Origin of the sequence: Rahnella sp. PAMC25617, from assembly GCF_050606005.1 — a bacterium.
Classification (GTDB): domain Bacteria; phylum Pseudomonadota; class Gammaproteobacteria; order Enterobacterales; family Enterobacteriaceae; genus Rahnella; species Rahnella variigena.
This window is the reverse complement of record NZ_JBOCUM010000003.1, coordinates 1-23979: the sequence shown is the minus strand read 5'-3', so window position 1 is coordinate 23979 and position 23979 is coordinate 1. Positions and strand designations below refer to the sequence as shown.

General features: G+C 52.3%; 21 protein-coding genes. 7 read left to right on the top strand and 14 right to left on the bottom strand.

Features of this window, described 5'->3' with window-relative positions:
* Positions 1-12: 12 nt before the first annotated feature.
* From ACM615_RS02330 to ACM615_RS02320, 3 genes are read right to left on the bottom strand one after another with little or no spacing between them, the layout of a single operon-like run.
* Positions 13-1425 carry a c-type cytochrome gene (locus tag ACM615_RS02330; RefSeq protein ID WP_431011377.1) on the bottom strand — a complete coding sequence of 471 codons (1413 nt, stop codon included), beginning with the start codon at positions 1423-1425 and terminating at the stop codon, positions 13-15.
* The gene (locus ACM615_RS02325; protein ID WP_113877465.1) at positions 1422-3077 is read right to left on the bottom strand and encodes a GMC family oxidoreductase; all 1656 of its coding nucleotides are present in this window, start codon (positions 3075-3077) and stop codon (positions 1422-1424) included. The genes ACM615_RS02330 and ACM615_RS02325 overlap by 4 nt, the downstream gene beginning before the upstream one ends.
* Entirely contained in the window at positions 3077-3694 is a 618-nt protein-coding gene (locus ACM615_RS02320; protein ID WP_112287838.1) for a sorbitol dehydrogenase family protein, read from the bottom strand. Before ACM615_RS02320 ends, ACM615_RS02325 begins: the two co-directional genes overlap by 1 nt.
* A gap of 679 nt (positions 3695-4373) precedes the next feature.
* Here ACM615_RS02320 and ACM615_RS02315 point away from each other — a divergent pair.
* Positions 4374-4718, top strand: coding sequence for a YejG family protein (locus ACM615_RS02315; protein ID WP_112287839.1), 345 nt, complete (start codon positions 4374-4376; stop codon positions 4716-4718).
* Positions 4719-4773: 55 nt separating this feature from the next.
* Here ACM615_RS02315 and yejF read toward each other — a convergent pair whose 3' ends face one another.
* From yejF to ACM615_RS02275, 8 genes are all read right to left on the bottom strand, one after another.
* Positions 4774-6381 (bottom strand): microcin C ABC transporter ATP-binding protein YejF, encoded by a 1608-nt coding sequence (gene yejF, locus ACM615_RS02310; RefSeq protein ID WP_431011376.1) that lies wholly within the window; start codon positions 6379-6381, stop codon positions 4774-4776.
* Between the two features lies 1 nt (position 6382).
* Entirely contained in the window at positions 6383-7426 is a 1044-nt protein-coding gene (locus tag ACM615_RS02305; RefSeq protein ID WP_112287841.1) for an ABC transporter permease, read from the bottom strand.
* Positions 7426-8520 (bottom strand): microcin C ABC transporter permease YejB, encoded by a 1095-nt coding sequence (locus ACM615_RS02300; protein ID WP_112287842.1) that lies wholly within the window; start codon positions 8518-8520, stop codon positions 7426-7428. The genes ACM615_RS02305 and ACM615_RS02300 overlap by 1 nt, the downstream gene beginning before the upstream one ends.
* Positions 8521-8530: 10 nt before the next feature.
* Positions 8531-10336 carry an extracellular solute-binding protein gene (locus ACM615_RS02295; protein WP_431011375.1) on the bottom strand — a complete coding sequence of 602 codons (1806 nt, stop codon included), beginning with the start codon at positions 10334-10336 and terminating at the stop codon, positions 8531-8533.
* 196 nt (positions 10337-10532) lie between these two features.
* A complete protein-coding gene (locus ACM615_RS02290) occupies positions 10533-12116 on the bottom strand; it encodes a cyclic di-GMP phosphodiesterase (RefSeq protein ID WP_431011374.1) in 1584 nt (527 codons plus the stop codon).
* Positions 12117-12282: 166 nt separating this feature from the next.
* Positions 12283-12858, bottom strand: coding sequence for a bifunctional murein DD-endopeptidase/murein LD-carboxypeptidase (mepS, locus tag ACM615_RS02285; protein WP_113877468.1), 576 nt, complete (start codon positions 12856-12858; stop codon positions 12283-12285).
* Between the two features lie 427 nt (positions 12859-13285).
* A complete protein-coding gene (locus ACM615_RS02280; protein WP_129639027.1) occupies positions 13286-13999 on the bottom strand; it encodes a phosphatase PAP2 family protein in 714 nt (237 codons plus the stop codon).
* Between the two features lie 51 nt (positions 14000-14050).
* Complete coding sequence (locus ACM615_RS02275; protein ID WP_431011373.1) at positions 14051-15034, bottom strand: CobW family GTP-binding protein; 984 nt, start codon at positions 15032-15034, stop codon at positions 14051-14053.
* 211 nt (positions 15035-15245) lie between these two features.
* Here ACM615_RS02275 and ACM615_RS02270 point away from each other — a divergent pair, with 211 nt between their 5' ends.
* Complete coding sequence (locus tag ACM615_RS02270; protein ID WP_129639025.1) at positions 15246-15557, top strand: hypothetical protein; 312 nt, start codon at positions 15246-15248, stop codon at positions 15555-15557.
* 249 nt (positions 15558-15806) lie between these two features.
* Positions 15807-16538 carry an FCD domain-containing protein gene (locus tag ACM615_RS02265; RefSeq protein WP_431011372.1) on the top strand — a complete coding sequence of 244 codons (732 nt, stop codon included), beginning with the start codon at positions 15807-15809 and terminating at the stop codon, positions 16536-16538.
* 104 nt (positions 16539-16642) lie between these two features.
* Here ACM615_RS02265 and ACM615_RS02260 read toward each other — a convergent pair whose 3' ends face one another.
* Positions 16643-18112 carry a mannitol dehydrogenase family protein gene (locus ACM615_RS02260; RefSeq protein ID WP_129639023.1) on the bottom strand — a complete coding sequence of 490 codons (1470 nt, stop codon included), beginning with the start codon at positions 18110-18112 and terminating at the stop codon, positions 16643-16645.
* A 294-nt stretch (positions 18113-18406) separates the two neighbouring features.
* Entirely contained in the window at positions 18407-18979 is a 573-nt protein-coding gene (yeiP, locus tag ACM615_RS02255) for an elongation factor P-like protein YeiP (protein ID WP_112287850.1), read from the bottom strand.
* Positions 18980-19224: 245 nt separating this feature from the next.
* Between yeiP and ACM615_RS02250 the strand changes: the two genes are divergently transcribed.
* Positions 19225-19479, top strand: a complete 255-nt coding sequence (locus ACM615_RS02250) for a YkgJ family cysteine cluster protein (protein WP_112287851.1) — start codon at positions 19225-19227, stop codon at positions 19477-19479.
* On the opposite strand, the gene ACM615_RS02245 is transcribed toward ACM615_RS02250, so the two are convergent.
* The gene (locus ACM615_RS02245; protein ID WP_431011371.1) at positions 19476-20690 is read right to left on the bottom strand and encodes a sugar efflux transporter; all 1215 of its coding nucleotides are present in this window, start codon (positions 20688-20690) and stop codon (positions 19476-19478) included. The genes ACM615_RS02250 and ACM615_RS02245 overlap by 4 nt on opposite strands.
* Before the next feature lie 492 nt (positions 20691-21182).
* Between ACM615_RS02245 and fruB the strand changes: the two genes are divergently transcribed.
* From fruB to ACM615_RS02230, 3 genes are all read left to right on the top strand, one after another.
* The gene (gene fruB / locus ACM615_RS02240; RefSeq protein WP_112287853.1) at positions 21183-22313 is read left to right on the top strand and encodes a fused PTS fructose transporter subunit IIA/HPr protein; all 1131 of its coding nucleotides are present in this window, start codon (positions 21183-21185) and stop codon (positions 22311-22313) included.
* On the top strand, positions 22310-23245 hold the full coding sequence (gene fruK / locus ACM615_RS02235; RefSeq protein ID WP_056778537.1) for a 1-phosphofructokinase: 936 nt from the start codon (positions 22310-22312) through the stop codon (positions 23243-23245). Before fruB ends, fruK begins: the two co-directional genes overlap by 4 nt.
* Positions 23246-23260: 15 nt before the next feature.
* Positions 23261-23979, top strand: a 719-nt coding sequence (locus ACM615_RS02230; protein WP_431011370.1) for a fructose PTS transporter subunit IIB, incomplete at its 3' end; no start/stop codon positions are given.

Genomic DNA, 23979 nt, shown 5'->3' with positions numbered 1-23979 from the left:
TCAGTATCCGGATTACGCCGCTTTGGTTTTGCGTTTCCGGCCAAGCCAGAAAATCAGCACCAGCAGAATTATGACGCCCGCGACCATTGCCGGAGCCATAAACGGCTGCAGTTTTGCCAGCAAGGTGACCGGACCGCCTGCACGTAACACCGCGACATCCTGTGCGCTGACCTGAATAGCCGCGTTGCCGTAGTTCTTCAGCACATAGTTAGAGATATCGGCAATCTGCTGATCGTCGAGCTGACCGACATACGAACCCACGCCGAATTTTGGCATCAGCACGTGATGGTCGCCGACCTGACGATCCACGCCATACAGAATGGCGGAAATCAGGTTAGATGCGTTGCCCATGCCGGTCGCGGTGTTGTTGAACAGCGACGGATACGCCTGATTCTCGCTGCCGGAGCCATCCGGCTGATGGCAGCTGGCGCAATAGCCGCTGAACAATGCCGCCCCGTTATCGATGGTTTTGTTCGCGTTATACGGATGCGCACCGCGCAGACCTTCTTCAACATTCACCGGCTTACCGAAAGTATCCGCCGCCTGCGTATCACGCGGGTCACGTACCGGCGTGCTGTTTTTCAGGTAGAACGCAATCGCGTTCAGGTCAGTGTCAGACATGTATTGCAGGCTGTTTTGCACCGCTTCTGCCATGCCGCCTGCCGCCTGGTTTTTGCCAGCGGTACGACCGGTTTTCAGGTATTCCACCAGCTGAGCCTGCGACCAGTTACCGATACCGCTGACCGGGTCAGAACTGATATTCGGCGCATACCACGGGCCGACCATGCCGCCCGCCAGGGGTTTATCCGTCACCGAACCCATCATCAGGTTACGTGGCGTGTGGCAGGTATCACAGTGACCGGCACCGTTCACCAGATAGGCGCCACGGTTCCATTGCTCGCTTTTCGACGGATCCGGCTTAAACGGCGTGCTGTCGAGGTACATCATGTTCCAGACCGCCATGGCAATACGCATGTTGAACGGGAACGGCAGGGCAGTTTCAACATTCGGCTGCTCGACCGGCTTCACCCCTTGCTGGAAATAGACATACAGCGCGTGCATGTCTGCATCGCTCATATGGCTGTAAGAGGTGTAAGGCATGGCCGGATACAGGTTTGCACCGTCAGGGCGAACGCCTTCACGTACCGCACGGGTAAACTGTTCTTCGGTGTAATTACCGATACCAAACTGCTTCGACGGCGTGATGTTGGTGGTGTAAATCGTGCCCATCGGCGAGTGGATTTCATAGCCACCGGCAAACGGCTTGCCGCCTTCCGGCGCCGTATGACAGGCCTGACAGTCAGCGGCTGTCGCGACGTCCTGACCCTGATGGATAAGTGCAGCCTGAGTGTCATCGGCCATCGCGCTGGCGGCAAAGCCCCCGAACGCGGCGCTCAGCAGACAGGCGGTGAGAAGTTTTTTCATGCTGCACCTGCCAGTTTTTTCGCCATGTCGTCTGCCGCTTTCAGACCGAGTGCGGCCATAGTCAGCGTGCTGTTGACCACGCTGGACGACGGAATCGCACCGCCGCCCGGCAACCACAGGTTAGCGTGGTCGTGCGCACGGCATTCGCCGTTCACCACGGAATCTTTCGGATCACTGCCCATGATGGTGCCGCCCATGATGTGGTTATTGGCGTTCAGGCTGGTGGTGATGTTGAATTCTTCGGCCATAAACAGAGAACCAATGTGTTCCAGCTGCTTATGCGCGGCTTCTGCACCTTTACGCACGTAATCGCCGACATCGTAATGAATGTCCGGGCACGGCAGACCGTGCGGATCTTTACGGGTGGTGCTGAGTGTCAGGCGGTTATTCGGATCCGGCAACGGTTCCAGGCTGATAGATAAGTCCACGCCAAAGATCGAGCGGCGGCGGATTTCCTCATCCAGCTCTTTACCGACCAGCCCCATCTGCAACGCTTTGGACGTCGCCGGGATCACGCGACTGATGTTGTTGAGGATCATTTTGTTGGCAGAATAATCTTTGCGGAAATCGCCGTCGCGCGGGCCGACCAGACAACTGCTCTGCGCCGGACCACGACCAATCCACAGCGGCTCTTTGGCGATGAACGTACAGTGGAAACCGGAGTGGTCCATCATGTTACGGCCAACGTGATCAGACGAGTTGGCGATGCCGTTCGGATTCTTTTCGTTAGCCGCCATCAGCAGCAGACGCGGAGTTTCGATACCGTTACAGGCCAGTGCGAAAACTTTACCGGTGGCTTTGTGCGATTTTTTATCGCTGTCCAGCCAGTGAACGGCGGTCACATTGTTGTTTTCATCGGTGTCGATTTTGTAGACCACCGCTTCGGCCAGCACCACGGCGCCTTTGTTTTCTGCGCGCTCCACGTGAGCAATACCGTTATACATCGCGCCAATCGGGCAGATCGGCTGGCAGTTGTTGTTACCGCAACAGGTCGGGCGACCGTTCCACGGACGCGTGCTGCGCCCTTGTGGGATTGGCACCGAACGGTAACCGTGCGGGTTCACAATTTCAGCGAAACGCGTATCGCCGTAACCGTATGGCACCTGTTCCATCGGATAGGGTTTGCTGCGCTCGGAAGGGGATTGCAGCTCAGGATCATTCGGGCCCGCGACGCCGATTTCTTCTTCCGCGCGGCAGTAATAAGGTTCGAGTTCATCGTATGAAATCGGCCAGTCGCGGCCCACGCCGTATAACGTTTTCATTTTGAAATCGTTAGGAACGTGACGCCAGCAGGACGCTGCCCAGTGCCAGGTAGTGCCGCCGACGGTGCGCAGATAACCCTGTTTGAAACTGCTGGCGCTCGGCCCGGTCAGGTGGACGTAATTATTTTCCGGGAAGTACAGCGGAGCAGGGGCTTTTTCTGACTGCGGATACAAACCCTGGAAGTCAGAACCCGCGCGGTTTTCGAAAGGCATATTGCGCCAGTTTTCCACAGCCTGAGCGCGCTCAATGCGTAAGCCTGCTTCCAGCACCAGCACGGAATGTCCCTGGCTGACCAGCTGATCGGCGATCATGCCGCCCACGATGCCGGAACCGACAACAATCACATCAGCAGACGCATCGCCGTCTGCAGTAAATTCTGGTTTTTTCATCAGGCTTTGCTCACAACATTTGTTTCAGAAGGATTGGTAAAACGATCGGCGTTCATGGATTCCGGCATCGCGGCAGCAGGGGGCGCAGCGGTGAAGTACAGCGGACCATTACCGCAGTAAGTCGGCACAATCAGACCGTCACTCACCGGGCGATACATCAGCGCATCTTTGTATGAAATCAAAATGGAATCGGTTCCATGTCCGACAGTGCCGGTATACCACGCAGTGACGATACTGGTGACCAGTTCACCCAGACCGTTTTGCTTTGCTACTTCCTGCAAATCTTTCGCCGCCTGGCCCGGTTTCACCAGCGCATGTAACTTGCTGACCTGTGCGGGGAAATCAGGCTGTGAACGATAAAAGGCGTTAAAAATCTGTGCGGAAGAACCTTCGCTGATATTTTTATGCTCAGTGATGGCCTGTGATACCAGATAGAACTGACCGAAGATAACCGGCTCTTGCGTGGCGGTTTCTTTCTCCGCCTGGCTCAGGAACGGGAAGCCGAGCAGGGTGGTCGCCACCATCGCGGAGGTGAGCCCTTTCAGCAGTTCACGACGACTGAAACCGGTTCCATTTTCGGGTGAGTTGCTTCCAATGATTGAAGGATCGTTTTCCATCTCTTTCTCGCTGGGAATGGGTTGTTTTGCCAAACGGCAGTGAATTCGCTTGTCTGATTCTTATTATAATTTGCGTAATGTGAGATTTATCAGCGGGTTAGTTCCAGCCAATATCTGTCCCGATAGGGTATACCACTTATAACGGTGCGGATGATAAGCCAAAGATGAGGGATTTGTGCAAACAAATTGTGCGGATTTATTAACATTAGATCCAGATTTTAACGTATGATGCGCCGCGGAAAATTTTGTAACCAACTGGTTCATTTCAGGCTGAAATTAACAACTGTCTTTGACAGTTACTTAACGTAATTAGTCTGTAATTGTTTAATATATAAGAAATAATATGAGCTTGTGGCATTTTTCGGGATTGTCATTTGTATATTAAATGTAAACGAATAAGCAATTAAAAGTAACGCCAAATGATTAAAATGGTTGTAGATCAAGCCGGAAAAGGTTACAAATAGGCCAAAATGAGATCTGCCTCTCAGATTATCCGGAGACAGACATAAAAATAAGCTCAGTCTGCAGTTTTGTATCTGGCGACGTTAATTTAATGTTAATTATTTGAGCGCAAGTTGGGCAAAGCGGAGACTGTCGGCTATAACTTAAGCTGTACGGTTGTAGCGATTTTGTAAAAACATCTCGTATAAGATGTGTGAATCACTGTCTGGGGAACCACGTGAATAATATCCAACTTTCGGTAGTACATCGTTTACCGCAAAGTTATCGCTGGTTGTCGGGTTTTGCCGGTATCAAAGTTGAACCGATTCCGCTGCCTGGTAACGATGAAGATAACAATCTTATTGGCCTGAAACTGCTCAGCCATGAGGGTGAACTCGCCTGGCAGGTTATGCACCAGCTGACGAATGCGTTAGAAGATATTCAGGTTAAAGCCGCAATCGTAGAAATTGACGGTGAACCCTGCCTGTTTGTTCATCGTGAAGATGAAAGCGCCACGCTTTGCTGCCTGAAGAATATCGGCGCCGCGATCGCAGAATCCGTCACCGCACTTTATCCTTTCTGAACCGCCTGAAACGACATGCTTTCAGGCGATTTCCTTCTGCACCTGTTCGCCGGTGCTATTCGATTATGTCGAATGCGTCCGACGCTGCCAGTAACTCGCGGGTATAAGTCTGTTGCGGCGCGGTAAAAATCTGCTCGCAATCTCCCTGTTCGACCACTTCCCCGTTTCGCAATACCATCAGCTGGTGGCATAAAGACCGCACCACGTGCAAATCATGGCTGATAAACAGATACGTCAGGCCGTGGCGCTGTTGCAGCTCACTGAGGATCGTCAGAATCTGCGCCTGCACCGATTTATCCAGCGATGACGTCGGCTCATCCAGGATCAGCATTTCCGGCTGTAAAATCAGCGCGCGGGCAATCGCAATACGCTGGCGCTGACCGCCGGAAAACTCCGTTGGATAGCGATGGCGCGACTCCGGATCTAATCCTACTTCCTGCATGGCGCGGATCACTTCCTGTTCCCGCTCCTGTTCGCTGATTTTCCGGTGAACCAGCAAACCTTCAGCAATAATCTGCCCGACCGTGAATCGCGGATTCAGTGCCGAGAACGGATCCTGAAATACCACCTGTATCCGGCTGCGGAACGGCAGCATTTTTTTGCGCGAAAAGGTGTGCAGCGGCTGGCCGTCGAACCAGATTTCGCCCTGTGACCTCATCAGACGCAGCAAGGCCAGCCCGGTGGTGCTTTTACCTGAACCGGATTCACCGACCACGCCGAGACTTTCGCCGCGACGCAACTGAAAACTCACCTGATTCACCGCATGTTTGATACCCACGGTCCGGCGCAACAGTCCACGTTTTATCGGGAAACCCACATCCAGATTTTTGACGTCGAGCAGCACGGAAGCATCGCCTTTCAGCGGTTGCGGGTGACCCTGAGGTTCAGCTTGTAATAACTGGCGCGTATACGGGTGCTGTGGCTGGCTGAACAGCGTGGCGCGGGGTTGCTGTTCCACCACGCGACCGTTCTGCATCACCGCGACGGTGTCCGCCAGACGGCGCACTATGCGCAGGTTATGGGTGATAAACAGCATCGCCATGCCCATTTCCTGCTTGAGTTCATCCAGCAGCGATAAAATCTGTGCCTGAACGGAAACATCCAGCGCGGTGGTCGGTTCATCGGCAATCAGCAGTTTCGGGCGGGTCAGCACCGCCATGGCAATCATCACGCGCTGGCGTTCACCGCCGGAAAGCTGATGCGGAAAATCTCTCAGGCGCGAGGCGGCCTGACGGATACCCACGCGATCCAGACAACGCAGAATTTCGCTGCGTGCCGCCTCACCGCGCAGATTACGGTGCAGCATCAGCACTTCTGCGAGCTGTTTTTCCAGCGTATGCAGCGGATTGAGCGACACCATCGGTTCCTGAAAGATCATCGAAATTTCATTGCCGCGGATCCGGCGCAGGGTCGTGCTGTCAGCATGAAGCAGCGATTGCCCGGCAAACACGATATCGCCCTGCGGATAACTCACCGAAGAGGGCAGCAGGCGTAATACCGACAGCGCGGTAACGCTTTTGCCGGATCCGGATTCACCGACCAGTGCTAAGGTTTCACCGGCATGAATAGTGAGCGACACATCGGTGGCCACTTCCCGCTGCTGGCTACCCTGACGGAAGGCGACGCTGAGATTTTTGATTTGTAAGAGAGGAGAGTCTGCCATTTCAGAGCGCCTCATGATGATGTGCGGACGGATTAAAGGCGTCGCGAACGGCTTCACCAATGAAAATCAGTAATGACAGTAAGGCAGCCAGCACCACGAATGCGCTGATGCCAAGCCACGGCGCCTGCAAATTGTTTTTACCTTCCATCAGCAAGGTACCAAGTGACGGCGAACCCAGCGGCAGTCCGAAGCCGAGGAAGTCCAGCGACGTCAGGGTAGTAATGGAACCACACAGGATAAACGGCAGATACGTCAGCGTCGCCACCATGGCATTGGGCAGCATATGGCGGCGCATAATGGCGCTGTCACTGACGCCCATGGCCTGCGCGGCGCGGATATAATCGAAGTTACGGGTACGCAGGAACTCGGCGCGCACCACGCTCACCAGCGTCATCCAGCCAGAAAGCACCGTGATCAGCAGCAGCCACCAGAAATTAGGCTGTACGACGCTTGCCAGAATGATAATCAGGAACAACGTCGGAATACTGGACCACACTTCGATAAAACGCTGCCCGAGCAGGTCAATCAGCCCGCCGTAATAGCCCTGTGTGGCACCGGCCATAATGCCAATCACTGAAGTCAGTACGGTCAGCATAATGCCGAAGAACAGTGAAATCCGCAGCCCGTAGAGAATTTGCGCCAGCACATCGTGACCGTTGCTGTCGGTGCCCAGCCAGTTTTGAGAAGAAGGCGGTGAAGGGAAGGGCTGCGCGGTAGAAAAGTTAATGGAGTTATAACTGCTGCGGATCGGTGCCCAGATCGCCCAGCCGTGGTCTTCAATCTGGCGCACGACAAACGGATCCTGATAATCGGTTGGCGTTTCCAGCTCACCACCAAATGTCGTTTCGCTGTAATTCACCAGAAACGGTACATAGAGATGTCCCTGATAACGTGCCAGCAGCGGTTTGTCGTTGGCGAGGACGTTGGATAACAGCACCAGGATCAGCATCACCATGAAAATCCAAAGTGACCAGTAACCACGGCGGTTCTGGCAAAAACGCGCCCAGCGCGCCTGACTGACGGAGTTCAGTTTAAAAAGGCTCATTACTGGCGGCCCTCAAAATCGATACGCGGGTCAACCAGCGTGTAAGTGATGTCGCTGACGATATTAAGCAGTAATCCAATCAGCGTGAAAACATACAGCGTGCCGAAAATCACCGGGAAATCGCGCTGTACGATGGCGTCGTAGCCCAGCAATCCCAGCCCCTGTAAGGAGAACATCACTTCAATCAGCAACGAGCCGGTGAAAAACATGCTGATAAAGGTGGCTGGGAACCCGGCGATCACCAGCAGCATCGCGTTGCGAAACACATGCCGGTACAAAATCTGTTTCTCGTTCAGCCCTTTAGCCCGCGCGGTCACCACATATTGCTTGCCTACTTCATCCATAAACGAGTTTTTAGTCAGCATGGTCAAGGTGGCAAATCCGCCAATCACCGTTGCCAGCACCGGCAATGTGATATGCCAGAGATAATCGGTCACTTTGCCGTACCACGGCAGGGTATCGAAATTTGGCGACGTCAGGCCGCGCAGCGGGAACCAGTCGAGGTAACTGCCGCCGGTAAACAGCACAATCAATAAGATAGCGAATAAAAAGGAAGGAACGGCATAGCCGACGATAATCACCGAACTGCTCCAGGTATCGAACCGAGAGCCGTTGCGTACGGCTTTGCGAATGCCAAGCGGAACAGACACCAGATAGATAATCAGCGTGCTCCACAGGCCGATAGTGACGGAAACCGGCAGCGCGCTTTTCACCAGACCCATTACGGAAGAACCGCGGAACAGGCTGTCGCCAAAATCGAAGCGAACGTAGTTTGATAACATCTCAAAATACCGTTCATGCAGGGGCTTATCGAAACCGAAACGGTGGGTTATCTCGGCGATCACTTCCGGGTCAAGGCCGCGTGCGCCACGATACTGACCTTCGCCAAACTGCGCCAGACCCGGTGACGCTTTACCATTGCCACTGCCGGAACTGGCGCCAGGTAAGCCACTGGATTGCCCCATTTCAATGGCGGCAATGGCCTGATCGACCGGTCCGCCGGGCGCAATTTGCACAATGAAAAAGTTAATCGTGATGATCGCCCACAGCGTCGGGATCACCAGAAGGAGTCGTCTTAACAGATAGGCGGCCACACTCTGCTCCTCAGCGGCGTTGCGCAGGTAAACGGGCTGCGCGGTTCACGTCGTACCACCACGTGTCGAGTTCCATTCCGTTGGACGGGGCGACAGCTGGCATCGAGAATTTATCCCAGTACGCATAGCGTTCATGATTGGTGTACCACATCGGGATCATCACCTTATTCCAGGTCAGAACGCGATCCAGCGCATGTCCGAGTGCTAACAGCGCATCGGGTTTGCCCTGATTCGCTGCAATGTCATCGGTCAGTTTATCGATGGCCGGATCGCTGATACCCGATTTGTTATACGTGGAATCCAGATATTGGGTATTCCAGTAAATCCGCAAATCGCTGCTCGGATAAGACGTCGCAGGATAAACCGTCGGGATCATATCGTAATCTCGCTGGCGCATACGGCGCACGAACTGCGAGTTATCCACTTCGCGGATCGACATTTTGATGCCGAGACGTTGCAGATTATGCTGGAACGGCAACACGTACTGCGAGTTTCCGCCGCCCGGCAGCAGCAGTTCAAACGTAAACGGCTTGCCGGTTTTAGAATTCACCAGCACCTGATCTTTGACTTCCCAGCCCGCTTCTTTCAGCAGTGCTGTGGCTTTCAGCAGATTGGCGCGGTCATTGCCGCTGCCATCGGAACGGGGCGGCTGATACAGCGAGGTAAAGACTTCCGCAGGCACCTGACCTTTCAGCGGCCCGAGCCAGGCCAGTTCGGCAGAGTTCGGATAATCTTTTGCCGCATATTCGGTATTCTGGAAATAGCTGTTCACCCGCTGGTAGGCACCGAAATAGAGCGCCTTATTCATCCAGTCAAAATCGAACGCCAGAGTAATGGCCTCGCGCACTTTGCGGTCGGCAAATTGCGGGCGGTGAAGATTGAAAGCCAGCCAGCGTGTATCCTGCGCGGCCTGATTTTCTTCATCGGCTTTCACGATGAAATTTTTGCTGAAATTGCCGCCCTGATACTGTGTTGCCCAGTTTTTTGGCGAGGATTCCATACGGAAATCAAAGGCACCGGATTTAAAGGCTTCCAGCGCGACATTATCATCCAGATAATAGTCGTAGCGGATGGTATCGAAATTATAACGCCCGCGGTTTACCGGTAAATTGGCGGCCCAGTAGTCAGGAACGCGCGAATAAGTGATGTACTGACCGAGCTTATAATCGCTGATGCGGTAAGGCCCGCTGCCCGGTGGTGGCGTGCTCAGCGGTTCGTTGAATTTATGTTTTTCCCAAAACACCTGAGGCAAAACAGGCAAACCCAGCAGGCCGAGCATCATGTCTTTATCCGGTTTCGGCAAGACCATCCGCACCGTCAGACGTGATATAGCTTTAACTTCCACACCTTTATAAACCACACGAAATTGCGGTACGCCTTCGGTCATGAACTTTTTGAAGCTGAATGCCACGTCGCTGGCGGTAATTGGCGTGTTGTCGTTAAAACGTGCGCGCGGATTGATGTCCACTTCGACCCAGCGGTACTGGCTGTCATAACGGGCTGAGTCGGCAATCAGCGGGTAATAACTGCCGATTTCGTCGCTGGAAGTGGTAAACAGGCTGTCGTAAAGCGAGCCGCTGCGTGCCGCCGGATTGCCCCGTGAGGCAAAGCGGTTAAAGTTGTCATAGGTGCCGATAGCGGCCAGCGTAATCTGTCCGCCCTTCGGCGCGGCGGGATTGACGTAGTCAAAACTGGTGAAGTTAGAGACGTATTTAGGTTCGCCCAAAATGGCAAACGCATAGCTGTCCTGTATGACTTCGGCTTGTGCGCTGAGGCTCAGCAGGCACAGCACACCGGCAAACACGCGAGAAAACATCCTGAATCAGCACTCCTGTGAGGGTGAGAGCATCATGCGGCCATGCCGCAGATTATTGTTCGGGCTTAATCAATTGATCGCTAAGACCTTGTAACGCATCAGCCTTAGATTTCATCCCTGATTCCGGCCTTTTTATCACAACCAGATGCAGACGCCTAAAAGAAAAATGGCACAAAAGATGCGGGGCTGATGCAGGTCAAATCTGCCAGGTGGCATCTTTTTCGTTGAAATCCCGGATAAAGACCAGAAGCTCGGGTACGCCTAACGACTTGCTATACAGATATCCCTGCAAATAGGTCACGCCGTGATTGCGCAGATATTCTGCCTGCATTTCAGTTTCGACGCCTTCTGCAACAGTTTTGATCTTCAGTTCTTCCGTGAGCCTGAGGACGGTATCCAGCACCGGCGCAATCAGGGTCTTCTGATCGATAGACATTACAAAACCGCGGTCAATTTTCAGATAATCCAGCGTAAACTTCTCAAGATAAATCAGGGCGCTGTGGCCGGTGCCGAAGTCATCGATGGCGATTTCAATCTTATGACGGCGCAGCCAGTTAAATTCCCGTAACGCACCTTCGGTATCAATCATGCCGCGTTCAGTGATTTCAAACACCACCTGAAAAGCATTCTCCGGTAAAGCCTCGATAAAATTCATCACATCGTCATGAAAACTGATTTTATTCATATGATGAGGAGAAATGTTAATACTGAGTTTTGCGTGTTCAGGAAAAGCATGTTGCAAGGTATGGGCGTCAGCCGCGACCAGTGCCATCATGTGTTGGGTCAGTTCGACGATTAGTCCCTGATTTTCGGCGTAGCCGATAAAAACATCCGGTGGGATACGGCCTTCAATCGGATGCTGCCAGCGCAGCAGGGCCTCCACGCCGGACACTTTCAGGCTTTTTGAATCGATAACCGGCTGGTATTCAACAAAGAACTCTTTATTTTTCAGACCACGCAGGATCACGCGCTCAACATCATGGCGGTTTAGCAGGCTGTGATAAATCAGGGCGCACACCATCAGGCTCAGCAGCAATCCACCGGACATTGTAAACAGCACGCCATCACCGGTCAGGGTAGGGGAGTAGAGACGCACGGTAAACGGATAGCCTTCAATTTTGGCCTCCGTAAAATGGCTGTCCGGTAATTTACTCACTGGAACCAGCTGATCCTGGGCTGAGATCAGTGCTGAATCCCCGACCAGCAAGGCGAATCCACGATAACCGGTACCCGGTTGAGCAAACAGCATATACGGCGAGAGTGTCAGTTCGAGCGTGGCAATCACGCCATCATTATACGCCCCGGGATTGCGCTGCCAGACGATGATCACCGCGCGATTAGGCACGGCAGGCGTCCCCATTTGCAGGTCGATACTCATCGTTTTATCGAAACTGATGTCATGCAGTGAACTGTTGGCGGGAATACTCTGGTTGCCGGAGGCAGAAGAACAATAAACCATTCCATCGCGCACCAGCTGAAAATCACGCACACCTACGCTGAATGCGGCATATCGATTTAATTCACCCGCAATGGAGTTGCAGGGCTCATCCGTGAGTAATGCAATTTTACCCATCGTGTCGGAGAGTTGATGTAAATAATCAGCCGCATAACGGGCGGTTCGCTGAGCGATTTGTTCTTGCTCGCGAAGGGTATTGGTTTTAATGACGGTCAGGGTGACGGCAGTAAAAAAAATAAAAAACAGAGTTGAAAAAAGGAGGCTTTGTTTTAAATATCGGCGCTTGGGTAATACGGTGTGTGTTAACGCCGTTTTTAAACCCATATGTTTTGCCCTTTTTCTCGCCGAGGAAATAAAAGTATAACGTAGTCAAAAAAACAGCAGACACTAAATACACTTTATTACAGGCATAAAAAAACGCCATCCGGAGATGACGTTTTTTTATTCGCTTGGCATAGGACAACAAGAACTAAATCATAAGGTAACGGGATTAACCGTTAGCTAAAACTCGTCTTGCTTCACGATAACGGGCATTCCAGTAGGATTCTTTCAGATTTGAAATCATCACACCGTTGCTGGTAGATGCATGAACAAACTGATCATTACCTAAATAAATACCGACGTGACGGCCTGTAGAACCTGCACGGAACAGAACCAGATCACCCGGACGCAATTTCGTGCGCTGAACTTTCTTGCCCTTTTCTTCCTGTTCATAAGTCGAACGAGGGAGATCCATACCAAATTGTTCGCGGAATGTTACCTGAACGAACGCTGAGCAATCGATACCACGCTTGCTGTCGCCGCCTAACCGATAACGAACGCCTTTCCAGTCAGCGTACTGATCCATAATTTTGGATTTAACGTTGACGCTACGAACCATTGCTTCGAATTCATCCTGAGAGGCTTGCAGTAGAAGACCGTCTTTGTCATTTACTGCACGCATATCAGTTTGTGCGCTTTCTGTGTTCGAAGAATGCATACCACTACACGCAGAGAGAAGAATTGCTGCGCCAATTGCGGGAATCATCCGCGTGATATATCTCATAAACGGTTGAGACTTGACCATTATTGTTGTTATCCCTTGCTGTCCTTAACGATGAAATCGTTATTAAAATTGCCAAACGAAGCGAGACTACCTGCCACAATTAGTGGGGACAAATACCAGACGGGTAAAATGTGCGTTAGAGCACGTTTTTTCCTTCAATACGGGTGTTTTTGTCACATTTCTATGCGGGCGATTTGGAGAGTACCGTAATGAATAAGGGATTGCGAGAGGTTTTGTGGGATTTTTTATAAGAAATTGTGATGTAAGCTGATGTTAGTAAAGATGTTAAAAAGGATGGATGATTTATATACTAATTTGGGTTAAAACCGCGCCACAAGCGGCTTCCACGTGCAAATTTCAGCAAAGTATATCCGGGAATTGGATGAAAAAAAGGTCAGGCAGATCATCAACATCTGCCTGACCATAATTTATTTGTATGAATGTAAAATTATGCCGTTTTTTTAGGAATTTTTTTACCCGGCAGTTTGCCCTCGAGCCAGTTAATCAATATATCGCTGGCCGGTGTCATCAGCCACCAGCTTGCACCCACCAGGACGACGGACATTGAACCCACGGCAATGTCCGTAAACCAGTGTGCGCCAATCATCACACGCGGCAGCGAGAAGATGATGGTGATCATCAGGGCAATAAAGAAGGCTGATTTACTCAGATAGCGCAGCATAAAGCAGGAAAAAATAATCAGCATCATGCCGTGGTCGCCGGGGAAGCTGTCAGAGGACGCATCTTTTGTCGGGATACCGGTCAGCTGGCTGACCCGGTTTACACCCGGAAAGCTCAGCGAAGGGCTCTTGTGACTGACCGGCAGTAAATGACCGAGCTGGTTAAGCACCACGGCGGTCAGCAGCATCACGAAACCAATAATGATGTAACGGCGGCGCCCGGCAGTGTCCTGCTTCATAAAATAGCTCAGATAGAGCAAACCCATGGCCAGCAATGAGATCAGATCAAAGGCGCGGTTATTGGTCACTGCGACCAGATGCAGGAACCACGCGTCAGTCGCCAGATGCTGGTTGAAAAAGAAGAAGATCGACTTATCAATCGGGAACCAGAAACCGTGGTTTGCAGGTAAATAGAAAGATAGAAAAAGAGCAACACCTAATACATTGAGTACCAGGATTGCAGGAATATTTCGGCGCCACATATATGAAGACCTATTCTTAGCAGGGTAACGATTAACGTAATGGACGTTAACTTAATCCTTACAACTTAAACGAATCCTCAACAAAGACGATTGCAGAACATTCCACTGTGTTTCATTTTGCGTAATGAGCTCAATTCTGCTGTCTAAAGGCGCCATCGACCTTGTTTCGATTTCCAAATCATTGCCCTGGCGGTTAATCATCAGCGCGCCTTCTTTAATACGAATGATGCCTTTCACGCGATCAACCGGCGCGGCTCGTGCCCAGTCGAGTATGCCCGCGGTGTCAAAAACCGTTTCGCCATCAAATATCCAGCCGCAACTGGTAAAACCGCCGGCTTCATTGAGCGCACGTCTCCAGCGCTGCTTTTCAGGCAGACTCAGTGCCGCCAGTCCGCGCTTTGATATATGAGCATGATGATGCTGGCCGTCAGGCAATTCGGTGTGATTAAGGCGCGGTAAATCCAGCAGGGCAGGGGCAATCTCACCCTGAGAAGCCACCACCAGGCGGCGTTCACGGCCATTTTCGCTAAACCATTTTTCCAGCGCCTGCCGGTCACTTTCCTGAGTCACATCCGCTTTGTTGGCAACAATCACATCCGCCGCGGCAAGCTGGTCGCGGAAGTTTTCATTTTCAATGACGCGCTGTTCACTCAGCTGGCGCGGATCGAGCAAACACAATGTGGCATTCAGCGTCAGCCAGTTGCTGTAGACGTCAGAGGTTAATAAAGAAAGGATTTGCTTCGGATGACCGAGGCCAGTGGGTTCGATCAGCAGCCGGTCAGGTTTTGTCTGCTGCAATAACATGTTTAGCCCGACCTGCATCGGTAAGCCATTAACGCAGCACATGCATCCGCCGGGGATTTCCTTCAATACTGCGCCACTTTCCGCCAGCAGCGCGCCATCGATTCCAATCTCTCCGAACTCATTGACCAGCACGGCCCATTTTTCACCTTCAGGCTTCAGCGTCAGCAGGTGGCGTAGCGTGGTGGTTTTACCGCTTCCCAGAAAGCCGGTGATCAGGTTGGTTTTGGTCATGGGTCACATCCTTTTAAAAATTCACCCATCAATTTGCAGCGACCGGTTAAGAAAATCCAGTTTTGTGCCGATGAATAACATGGATTGCTTAATTCAGCCCGAAAGGGCAACAAATTATTTTGCCGTTCGCCATGTAAATTCCATTAGATGTATTAATGTTAAATGGCGGTTGCGTAAATTTTAAATTCTATAATTACAACGAGGTGTCACCATGAACAGAATGACCAGTTTACTGTTTTTGGGAATCATGGCCTCAGGGACGATTCAGTTTGCCAATGCGGCTGCTACAGGCGGCGTCATACATTTCACGGGGGCAATTGTTGAAGGGGGATGTAACTTCAAGGCCGCGAGTAACAGGGTGATCAGCGACTGTGATCGCGGCGGAAAACAGGTGTCGCAAGTTCACACGTTGAATGTGCAAACACCTTCTTCTTTCGCGCTGCCCCTGTCTCTCGGGCAAGTCACCACCAGGCATATCAACAATGATCCTCATCTTGCAGTGGTCACGGTGAGCTATAACTAAATACCCATAAATAATTAACATATTTAATGCATTTCGTGCCGGACAATGATCGTGATAACGCAATCTATCTTGATTTGGTCGGACAACTTCGCAAACTGGCTGGCCCTGTTTTGATCGGGCCGTCAGTTTTCATCTCCCGTCCTTTCCCTTTGTGCCGACATGTTATAATTTTCTCTCTTATTTCAGGCATCAGTGCATGTCATCAGTTGTCAGACCAATTGAGTGCGTGTTACAGACAGGGGCGAAAATATGCGACTTTATCAGGAAATTGGCGGTCATTTGCGCCGTGATATCCATGCCGGAAAATATGCGTCCGGCGATCGTCTTCCTCCTGAACGTGATATTGCAGAATCCTATTCCGTCAGCCGCAGCGTGGTGCGTGAAGCGCTGATCATGCTTGAGCTCGAGAAAATCGTGGAAGTGCGCAAAGGCTCGGGTGTGTATGTGCTGAATCAGCCTGAAAACACCCAGCCGGAACTGGCTGACAGCGGCTACGGCCCGTTCGAGTTGCTGCAGGCGCGTCAGTTGCTGGAAAGCGAAGTCGCCGCATTTGCCGCCATGCAGGCGACGAAAACGGATATTTTGCAGATGCGCGATGCGATTGAAGCCCAGCGTGATTGCATTGCCCGTGGTGTGACAGACGAAGCGGAGGACCAGCGGTTTCACGCTTTACTGGCACAGGCATCGCAGAACAGTGTGCTGGTAAAACTGGTCGATGACCTCTGGCAGATCCGCCAGCGCAGTTCGATGTGGGAAGGGATCCATCAGCATGTGGTCGATAAAAGTTACCATCAGATCTGGTTACAGGATCATCAGACCATTCTGCAGGCGGTTTTACGCCGGGATCCTAAAGCCGCAAAGCAGGCGATGTGGCAGCATCTGGAGAACGTAAAAGATATGCTGTTGCAGGTTTCTGACGCTGACGATCCGTCCTTTGATGGTTTCCTGTTTTCGTCCGTTCCTTCAGAGCTGAATGAATGAGAGGCGGCGCACCAATAAAAACGGCTGCCTGAGCAGCCGTTCAATATTTACCGATATTCTTTTACAGATAGTCATGTCGCGTTAAGTCGTCTCACTGTACTGACTTAACCCACGTATTTAGCCACGGTTTTCTTCGCGCCGATCCTTTGCAGATCCGCATATGCGGCCTGAATAGCCTGTACCACTTTCTCTTCCTGTGGCAACTGCTCACCGAAAACGCCGTTCAGCGCCAGCAGCGCTTTCACGCGTTCTTCGCCATCCGCGGTAGAGGCGACGATTTCTGCCAGCGTTTCCGCCATCGGATCTTTAATCTCAATGGGCTGACCGGCATCATCGGTGCCACCGACATAACGCATCCAGCCCGCCACGCCCAGCGCCAGCAATTCATAAGAACCGCCGTTTTTCACATGCCAGCGGATCGAATCGAGCATACGTTGCGGCAGTTTCATCGTGCCGTCCATCGCGATTTGCCAGGTGCGATGTTTCAGCGCCGGATTGCTGTAACGTGCAATCAGGCTGTCTGCATAGGCGGTAAGATCCACACCTTCAACGCTCAGCGTCGGCGCCTGTTCATGCAGCATCAGGTGATGCGCAGCGGCTTTATAGTTATCGTCATCCATACAATCATTGATGTGCTGATAACCGGCCAGATAACCCAGATAAGCGAGGAAAGAGTGACTGCCATTCAGCATACGCAGTTTCATCTGCTCAAACGGCAGAACGTCGGACACCATCTGCGCACCGGCTTTTTCCCAGTCCGGACGACCCGCGACGAAGTGGTCTTCTACCACCCACTGGATGAAGGGTTCACAGGCGATACCACAAGGGTCTGTTACACCACCCAGCGCTTCGGTGATTTCATCCAGTGTGGTTTCTGTGGCTGCCGGAACGATGCGGTCAACCATGGTGCTCGGGAAAGAGACGTTTTCGCTGATCCATTTTGCCAGTTCTGCGGAGCGTGCTTTCGCCATACCCAGCACAGCGTTTTTCACCACCAGACCATTTTCAGGAATGTTATCGCAGCATAAAACGGTGAAGCCCGGCAGACCGCGTTCATGACGCAGACGCAGCGCTTCAACTAACACACCCGGCGCGGTACATGGCGCCTGACCACCGGCCAGATCCTGCTGAATTTTCGGGTTTTGCAGATCCAGTTCGCCCGTTCCCGGCTCGATGCAGTAACCTTTTTCGGTGATGGTCAGGGAAACAATCGCCACCTGAGGTTCGGTCAGTTTTTCCAGCACGGCATCAAGCCCGTCGATACCGCCGTGGACAGATTCATGAGCAGAACCAATGATAATCGCCTGATTGCCTTCCGCCCCTTTCTCCAGCACGGTAAACAGGTGATCTTGCTGACGCAGACTTTTTATCAACGCTTCATTACCGAAGAGGCTGATTTCGCAAATGCCCCAGTCTCCGCCCTGAAGGTTTAAGACGCGGTTTGTAAGCAGCGCCTGGTGGGCACGGTGGAATGCGCCAAAGCCGAGATGAACGATGCGGCTTTTCAGTGCATCGCGATCATAAGCTGGCAATGACACTGCTGCGGGCAGAGACGCTGTGGCAATAGTTTTCATGCAATACTCCAGGCAAGTCAGAAATAAATAATTGGTCAGGCCAAATTGGGGCAGTTTACCCGTCAGTTTAATTTTGTGCTGGATAAAGCGACGATTTAAGCCGAAATCAGGGCTTAGAGTGTAAAGTCATATGATAGAAAGGGGAATTGGTAAGTCCGGACGACCACTGATTTTGTGATGCAGATCGAGAGTCTGCCGCATTAACGGCAAAATCAGGGCAATAAAAAAGGAACGCCGGAGCGTTCCTTCAATACTTACCTGGCCACATACCTGGCGGGACAAGCAGGGCGCTGATTAATCCGCGCGGCCCATATAACGGCGTTCTGCGATATGAATGCGAATTTTATCGCCGGAACTCAGATATTCCGGCACCTGAATGCTCAGGCCAGTTGCCATCACTGCCGGTTTGGTACGGGAGCTGGCAGATGCGCCTTTGATGCCCGGTGCCGTTTCGACGATTTCCAGATCTACCGTCTGTGGCATTTCCAGCGCCAGCAGCTGGCTGTCGAGCGTCAGAACCTGCATACCCTGTAAACCTTCTTCAGGAATAAACAACAGTTCGTCTTCGATCTGCGCCTTATTGAAGGTGTATGGCGTGAAATCTTCATCATCCATAAACACGTATTCGTCGCCATCGACATAAGAGAAGTTCACTTTACGACGGGTCAGGCTGACGGTATCCAGAATATCGTCGCCTTTGAAGCGTTCTTCTACTTTGCCGCCAGTACGTACATCAGCGAAACGCATTTTGTACAAGGTGCTGGCACCACGGGCGCTTGGGCTCTGAACATCAATATCTTTAACCAGCAGCAATTTGCCGTCGTAGTTCACAACGAAGCCGCGTTTAATTTCGTTAGCACGTGCCATATAAATAACCTGTCAGCAGAGAGATAAATAATTTGCGACACGTTACCCGCGCCGCTGATTTCAGGCAAGCAGATAGCGCAAAAAGAGTCGCGAAAAACCCGCTTTTTGACGCATTTTTTGCGTGTGTTCTGCCTGCGTAAAAAATGTTCGGTATAGCCTGTTAAAGGATAGTAAATATTTCGCTGGTGGCGCATATCACCGCCTGCTATTGTCGCGCCTCAAAATGAGGCCTGAGGAGGCTGTTGATGGACTGTCGTACCGATTGCGGAGCCTGTTGCATAGCGCCTTCAATTTCCAGCCCGATACCCGGAATGCCTGACGGCAAACCGGCGAATACCCGTTGTGTGCAACTGGCTGATAATTTCATGTGCAAGATTTTCACCTCGCCGCTGCGCCCGAAAGTGTGCGCCAGTTTACAGGCCAGCCGCGAAATGTGTTTTACCCATCGCGACCAGGCGCTGACTTATCTGATTAAGCTCGAAGCGGATACCGCGCCTTAAACGAGGGCTTCCGGCGTTTCTTCTGCCGGTTTATCGACGTTTTTCACATTCCAGATACACAACACCGAACCCACCACCATCGCCAGTGCGGCATAAAACACAGCATGGTATGTCCAGAACTGCGCAATCACCCCCGCCAGAGAACCGGCAAGGATCCAGCCCGCACGGGTGGAGTTGGTGAACAGCGTGGTCGCCGCACCGGCCTGTCCCGGCATCAGATCCTGAAAATACAGCATGCCGATCCCGGCCAGAATGCCGATGAAAATCGCGTTCAGCAGCTGTAAAGCAATCAGCATGGCGGCACCGGTGGTAAACAACAGACAGCTGTAGAAAATCACCCCTGCGACTACCGCAAACCGCATCAGGAAGCGTTTCCCAAGCTGTTTAGCCAGATATCCGGCAATCAGCATGGTCGGGATTTCCAGACACGCCGCACTGCCCATCAGCACGCCCGCCAGTTTTTCCGGCAGACCTAATTCACGCACCACATACAGCGGCATATTGATGAGATAAATACTGTTAGCTGCCCACATCAGTGAACACGCGATGAAAAGCATCAGCGTGTCCCGACGGTTGCGACGGGGCGCTTCCAGCGTCGCCGTGGTTTTGATGTGTGCTTTAGGCATGGAGGGCAGGAACATATATACCATCACTCCGCAAAGCAGGAACGCCAGCGCGGCAGCGCAGTACATGAAGGTAAAACCAAAGCCCATCGACAGGGCGAAGGCCAGCGGCGGGCCGACAACCCAGGCCAGCGAAACCTGGGCGCGTAAAATAGAGCTGAACATGACGGCTTCACGGCCAGTCTTTTCAGAATGCTCACGCGCCAGAGCAAACATCTGCGGGTTGGCGGTGGAACCGAAGCTCGACAGCAATACGCCGATCAACAGCAGGATGAAGTAATTGCGGTTGAAGGCGAACAGTACACAGGCCAGCGCCCCCAGAATGCAGCAATACAGGATCAGCGTTTTGCGGTCGCCACGTTTATCCGACCACGTCGCGAGCAACTGACTGACGAAAATGCCGATCACCGCGCTGCCGGTGAAGAAAATCCCGACCATGAACGGACTGACGTGAACCTGAGATGTCAGGAACAGGCTCAGCGTTGGCGTTTGCAAAGCGCCGGCAATGCCGGTCAGAAAAGCGATGATCAGAAAAGCGGTCGACGTCATGTCGGGTAAACGGCGGGCTGACGTTGTAGAAATTCGCATGAGTTATGTGAACCAGGGTTATGTGGACCAGGGTTATATGGACCAGAAGTCGGGAAGGGGACGAAATTTGCGCGAATGTTACGTCAGTTTAAAAAAAACAAAAACAGGTTTTGATCATCAAAAATGTAAACCGGAGTGAATTTGCCATACTGAATAATAAAACCGCACTTTGTGTCAAAAACAACCAGGCGAGGTTTCTGATATCCACCCAAATAGTCACCACAAATGAGGTTCAGCTTACGTCAGCTTTTCGCGTCAGCCTGACTTCAGCATTTACGTTAAATCATCTGTTTCGGAAAGGGTTTAGAAAGGAAACTGTGCGTAGCATCAAAAAATTGTCACGCAAAATCAGGGAAAGCTTGATTTAAAAACAGCCCCGATTAAGACTTCCTGAAACGTTTCAGCGTTGTCAGCTATTCTCATGAAATCTGATGGCGCTCCTTTTTTCTCAATAAAGCTGAAACGATTCAATTTCAGCAGGAGAGGAGAATTATGTTCCAACTGTCACAGCAAGATATTCATCTCGGTGCGGCTGCCAGCGACAAGCAGGAAGCAATTCGCCAGGTTGCAGCAGCACTGACACAGGCCGGTCGCGTCAGCGAAGGCTATGTAGACGGCATGTTAGCGCGTGAGCTGCAAACCTCTACTTATCTGGGTAACGGCATCGCTATTCCTCACGGCACTACTGATACCCGTGATCTGGTGCTCGATACCGGCGTGCAAGTTTTCCAATTCCCGCAGGGTATTACGTGGGGCGAAGGCCAGACCGCGTATGTGGTTATCGGTATCGCTGCGCGTTCTGACGAACACCTCGGTTTGCTGCGTCAGCTGACGCACGTCTTAAGTGACGACAGCGTGGCCGATCGTCTGGCAAAAACAGATTCAGCTGAAGAATTACGCAGCCTGCTGATGGGCGAAAAGAATGCCGCTGAATTCCTGTTTGATACTCAGCTGATCGCGGTCGATGTGGCTGCTGAAAACCTGATCACCTTACAGGCGCTGAACGCGGGTCGTCTGAAAGAGATCGGCGCAGTGGATACTGCTTTTGTCAGCGACGTTATCAGCCGTAAGCCGCTGAACCTCGGGCAGGGCATCTGGCTGAGTGACAGCACCGAAGGCAACCTGAAAAGTGCAGCAACGGTAAGCCGTGCGAAGCAGGCCTTTGATCTCGATGGCGAAAAAGTCTCATTGTTGCTGACGATTTCCGTCGCAGATGATCAGCCGCTCAATATTCTGAATTACCTCAGTGATTTGCTGATAGCGAATAAAGCTGAACGCTTGCTGACGGCAGATCCTGTGGGTGTGCTGGCATTGCTGACCAGCGAAGTCGAAGAACAAGCCAACGTGCTGACGGCGGAATACGTTATCCGTAACGAACACGGTCTGCATGCCCGTCCGGGTACTGCACTGGTGAACGTGATCAAACAGTTCAGCAGCGAAATCACAGTGACGAATCTTGATGGCAGCGGTAAACCTGCCAACGGCCGCAGCCTGATGAAAGTCGTGGCGCTGGGCGTGAAAAAAGGTCATCACCTGCGCTTCACCGCTAAAGGTGAAGACGCGGAACTGGCGCTGAAAACCATCGGTGAAGCTATTTCAGAAGGTCTTGGGGAGGGCGCATGAGCCGCAGAGTTGCCACAATTACCTTAAACCCGGCGTACGATTTAGTCGGCTATGTGCCGGAAATCGAACGCGGTGAAGTCAATCTGGTGCAAACCACCGGTCTGCACGCCGCAGGTAAAGGCATCAACGTAGCGAAAGTGCTGAAAGATCTCGGCATCGACGTCACCGTGGGTGGTTTCCTCGGTAAAGAAAATCAGGACGGGTTCCAGCTGTTATTCAGCGATCTGGGCATTGCTAACCGCTTCCAGGTGGTGAATGGCCGTACCCGCATCAACGTGAAACTGACCGAAAAAGACGGCGAAGTCAGCGACTTCAACTTCTCCGGTTTCAACGTCACTCCTGCCGACTGGGAACGTTTCGTGACGGATTCTCTGTCGTGGCTGGGCCAGTTTGACATGGTTGCCGTCAGTGGCAGCCTGCCAGCGGGCGTTGATCCTGATGCGTTCACCGACTGGATGAAACGCCTGCGTGCGCAATGTCCGTGCATCATCTTTGACAGCAGCCGTGAAGCACTGGTCGCCGGTCTGAAAGCGGCACCGTGGCTGGTCAAACCAAACCGTCGCGAACTGGAAATCTGGGCTGGCCGTAAATTGCCGGAACTGAGCGATGTGGTAGAAGCTGCGCATGCCTTGCGTGATCAGGGAATTGCCCACGTGGTGATTTCACTGGGCGCAGAAGGGGCATTGTGGGTTAACGCATCTGGTGCGTGGATTGCTAAACCGCCAGCTTGTGAAGTAGTCAGCACCGTGGGTGCCGGTGATTCCATGGTCGGTGGCCTGATCTACGGCTTACTGATGCGCGAATCCAGTGAACATACGCTGCGACTGGCAACGGCTGTTGCCGCGCTGGCTGTCAGCCAGAGTAATGTCGGTGTCACCGATCGTCCGCAACTTGCGGCGATGATGGCCCGTGTTGACCTGAAACCCTTTTAATCCGCAGGAGGCAGAATGAAAACGCTGCTGATGATAGACAGTTCGCTCGGACAGGCTCGCAGCCATCTGGCGAAAAATTTGCTTGCTGCCGCTGCTGTGAAGGCAGGGCATCAGGTGGTTGAACAGGCCGCTGACGCTGAAGTCGTCATTGTTGCCGGTGAAACTGTGCCAAACGACGCCGCACTGGCGGGCAAAAATATTTATACCGGTAATGTGGCGGATGCTGTACGTGATCCGCAGGCATTCCTGCAACGTGCGCTGACCGAAGCCAAACCTTATGTTGCTCCGGTGGCTACTGCTGTCGCGGCTCCGGCTGCCAGCGGTCCAAAACGCATTGTTGCTGTGACTGCGTGTCCGACCGGCGTAGCACATACCTTTATGGCTGCTGAAGCCATTGAAAGTGAAGCGAAAAAACGTGGCTGGTGGGTGAAAGTCGAAACCCGCGGTTCCGTGGGTGCGGGCAATGCCATCACGCCTGAAGAAGTTGCAGCGGCCGACCTGGTGATTGTCGCGGCTGATATCGAAGTGGATCTGGCTAAATTTGCCGGTAAGCCGATGTACCGCACTTCTACCGGTCTGGCACTGAAAAAGACCAAACAGGAACTGGATAAAGCGCTGGTTGAAGCTGAAGTTTTTGAGCCGAAATCTCAGGGCGCGGCAACAGGTGCGAAGAAGAAAGAAGCGGGCGGCACCGGGCCGTATCGTCACCTGCTGACCGGTGTATCTTACATGCT

Coding starts and splice junctions, on each gene's coding strand:
- ACM615_RS02330 (WP_431011377.1), bottom strand. CDS start 1,425: ATGAAAAAACTTCTCACCGCCTGTCTGCTGAGCGCCGCGTTCGGGGGC.
- ACM615_RS02325 (WP_113877465.1), bottom strand. CDS start 3,077: ATGAAAAAACCAGAATTTACTGCAGACGGCGATGCGTCTGCTGATGTG.
- ACM615_RS02320 (WP_112287838.1), bottom strand. CDS start 3,694: ATGGAAAACGATCCTTCAATCATTGGAAGCAACTCACCCGAAAATGGA.
- yejF (WP_431011376.1), bottom strand. CDS start 6,381: ATGGCAGACTCTCCTCTCTTACAAATCAAAAATCTCAGCGTCGCCTTC.
- ACM615_RS02305 (WP_112287841.1), bottom strand. CDS start 7,426: ATGAGCCTTTTTAAACTGAACTCCGTCAGTCAGGCGCGCTGGGCGCGT.
- ACM615_RS02295 (WP_431011375.1), bottom strand. CDS start 10,336: ATGTTTTCTCGCGTGTTTGCCGGTGTGCTGTGCCTGCTGAGCCTCAGC.
- ACM615_RS02290 (WP_431011374.1), bottom strand. CDS start 12,116: ATGGGTTTAAAAACGGCGTTAACACACACCGTATTACCCAAGCGCCGA.
- mepS (WP_113877468.1), bottom strand. CDS start 12,858: ATGGTCAAGTCTCAACCGTTTATGAGATATATCACGCGGATGATTCCC.
- ACM615_RS02280 (WP_129639027.1), bottom strand. CDS start 13,999: ATGTGGCGCCGAAATATTCCTGCAATCCTGGTACTCAATGTATTAGGT.
- ACM615_RS02275 (WP_431011373.1), bottom strand. CDS start 15,034: ATGACCAAAACCAACCTGATCACCGGCTTTCTGGGAAGCGGTAAAACC.
- ACM615_RS02270 (WP_129639025.1), top strand. CDS start 15,246: ATGAACAGAATGACCAGTTTACTGTTTTTGGGAATCATGGCCTCAGGG.
- ACM615_RS02265 (WP_431011372.1), top strand. CDS start 15,807: ATGCGACTTTATCAGGAAATTGGCGGTCATTTGCGCCGTGATATCCAT.
- ACM615_RS02260 (WP_129639023.1), bottom strand. CDS start 18,112: ATGAAAACTATTGCCACAGCGTCTCTGCCCGCAGCAGTGTCATTGCCA.
- yeiP (WP_112287850.1), bottom strand. CDS start 18,979: ATGGCACGTGCTAACGAAATTAAACGCGGCTTCGTTGTGAACTACGAC.
- ACM615_RS02250 (WP_112287851.1), top strand. CDS start 19,225: ATGGACTGTCGTACCGATTGCGGAGCCTGTTGCATAGCGCCTTCAATT.
- ACM615_RS02245 (WP_431011371.1), bottom strand. CDS start 20,690: ATGCGAATTTCTACAACGTCAGCCCGCCGTTTACCCGACATGACGTCG.
- fruB (WP_112287853.1), top strand. CDS start 21,183: ATGTTCCAACTGTCACAGCAAGATATTCATCTCGGTGCGGCTGCCAGC.
- fruK (WP_056778537.1), top strand. CDS start 22,310: ATGAGCCGCAGAGTTGCCACAATTACCTTAAACCCGGCGTACGATTTA.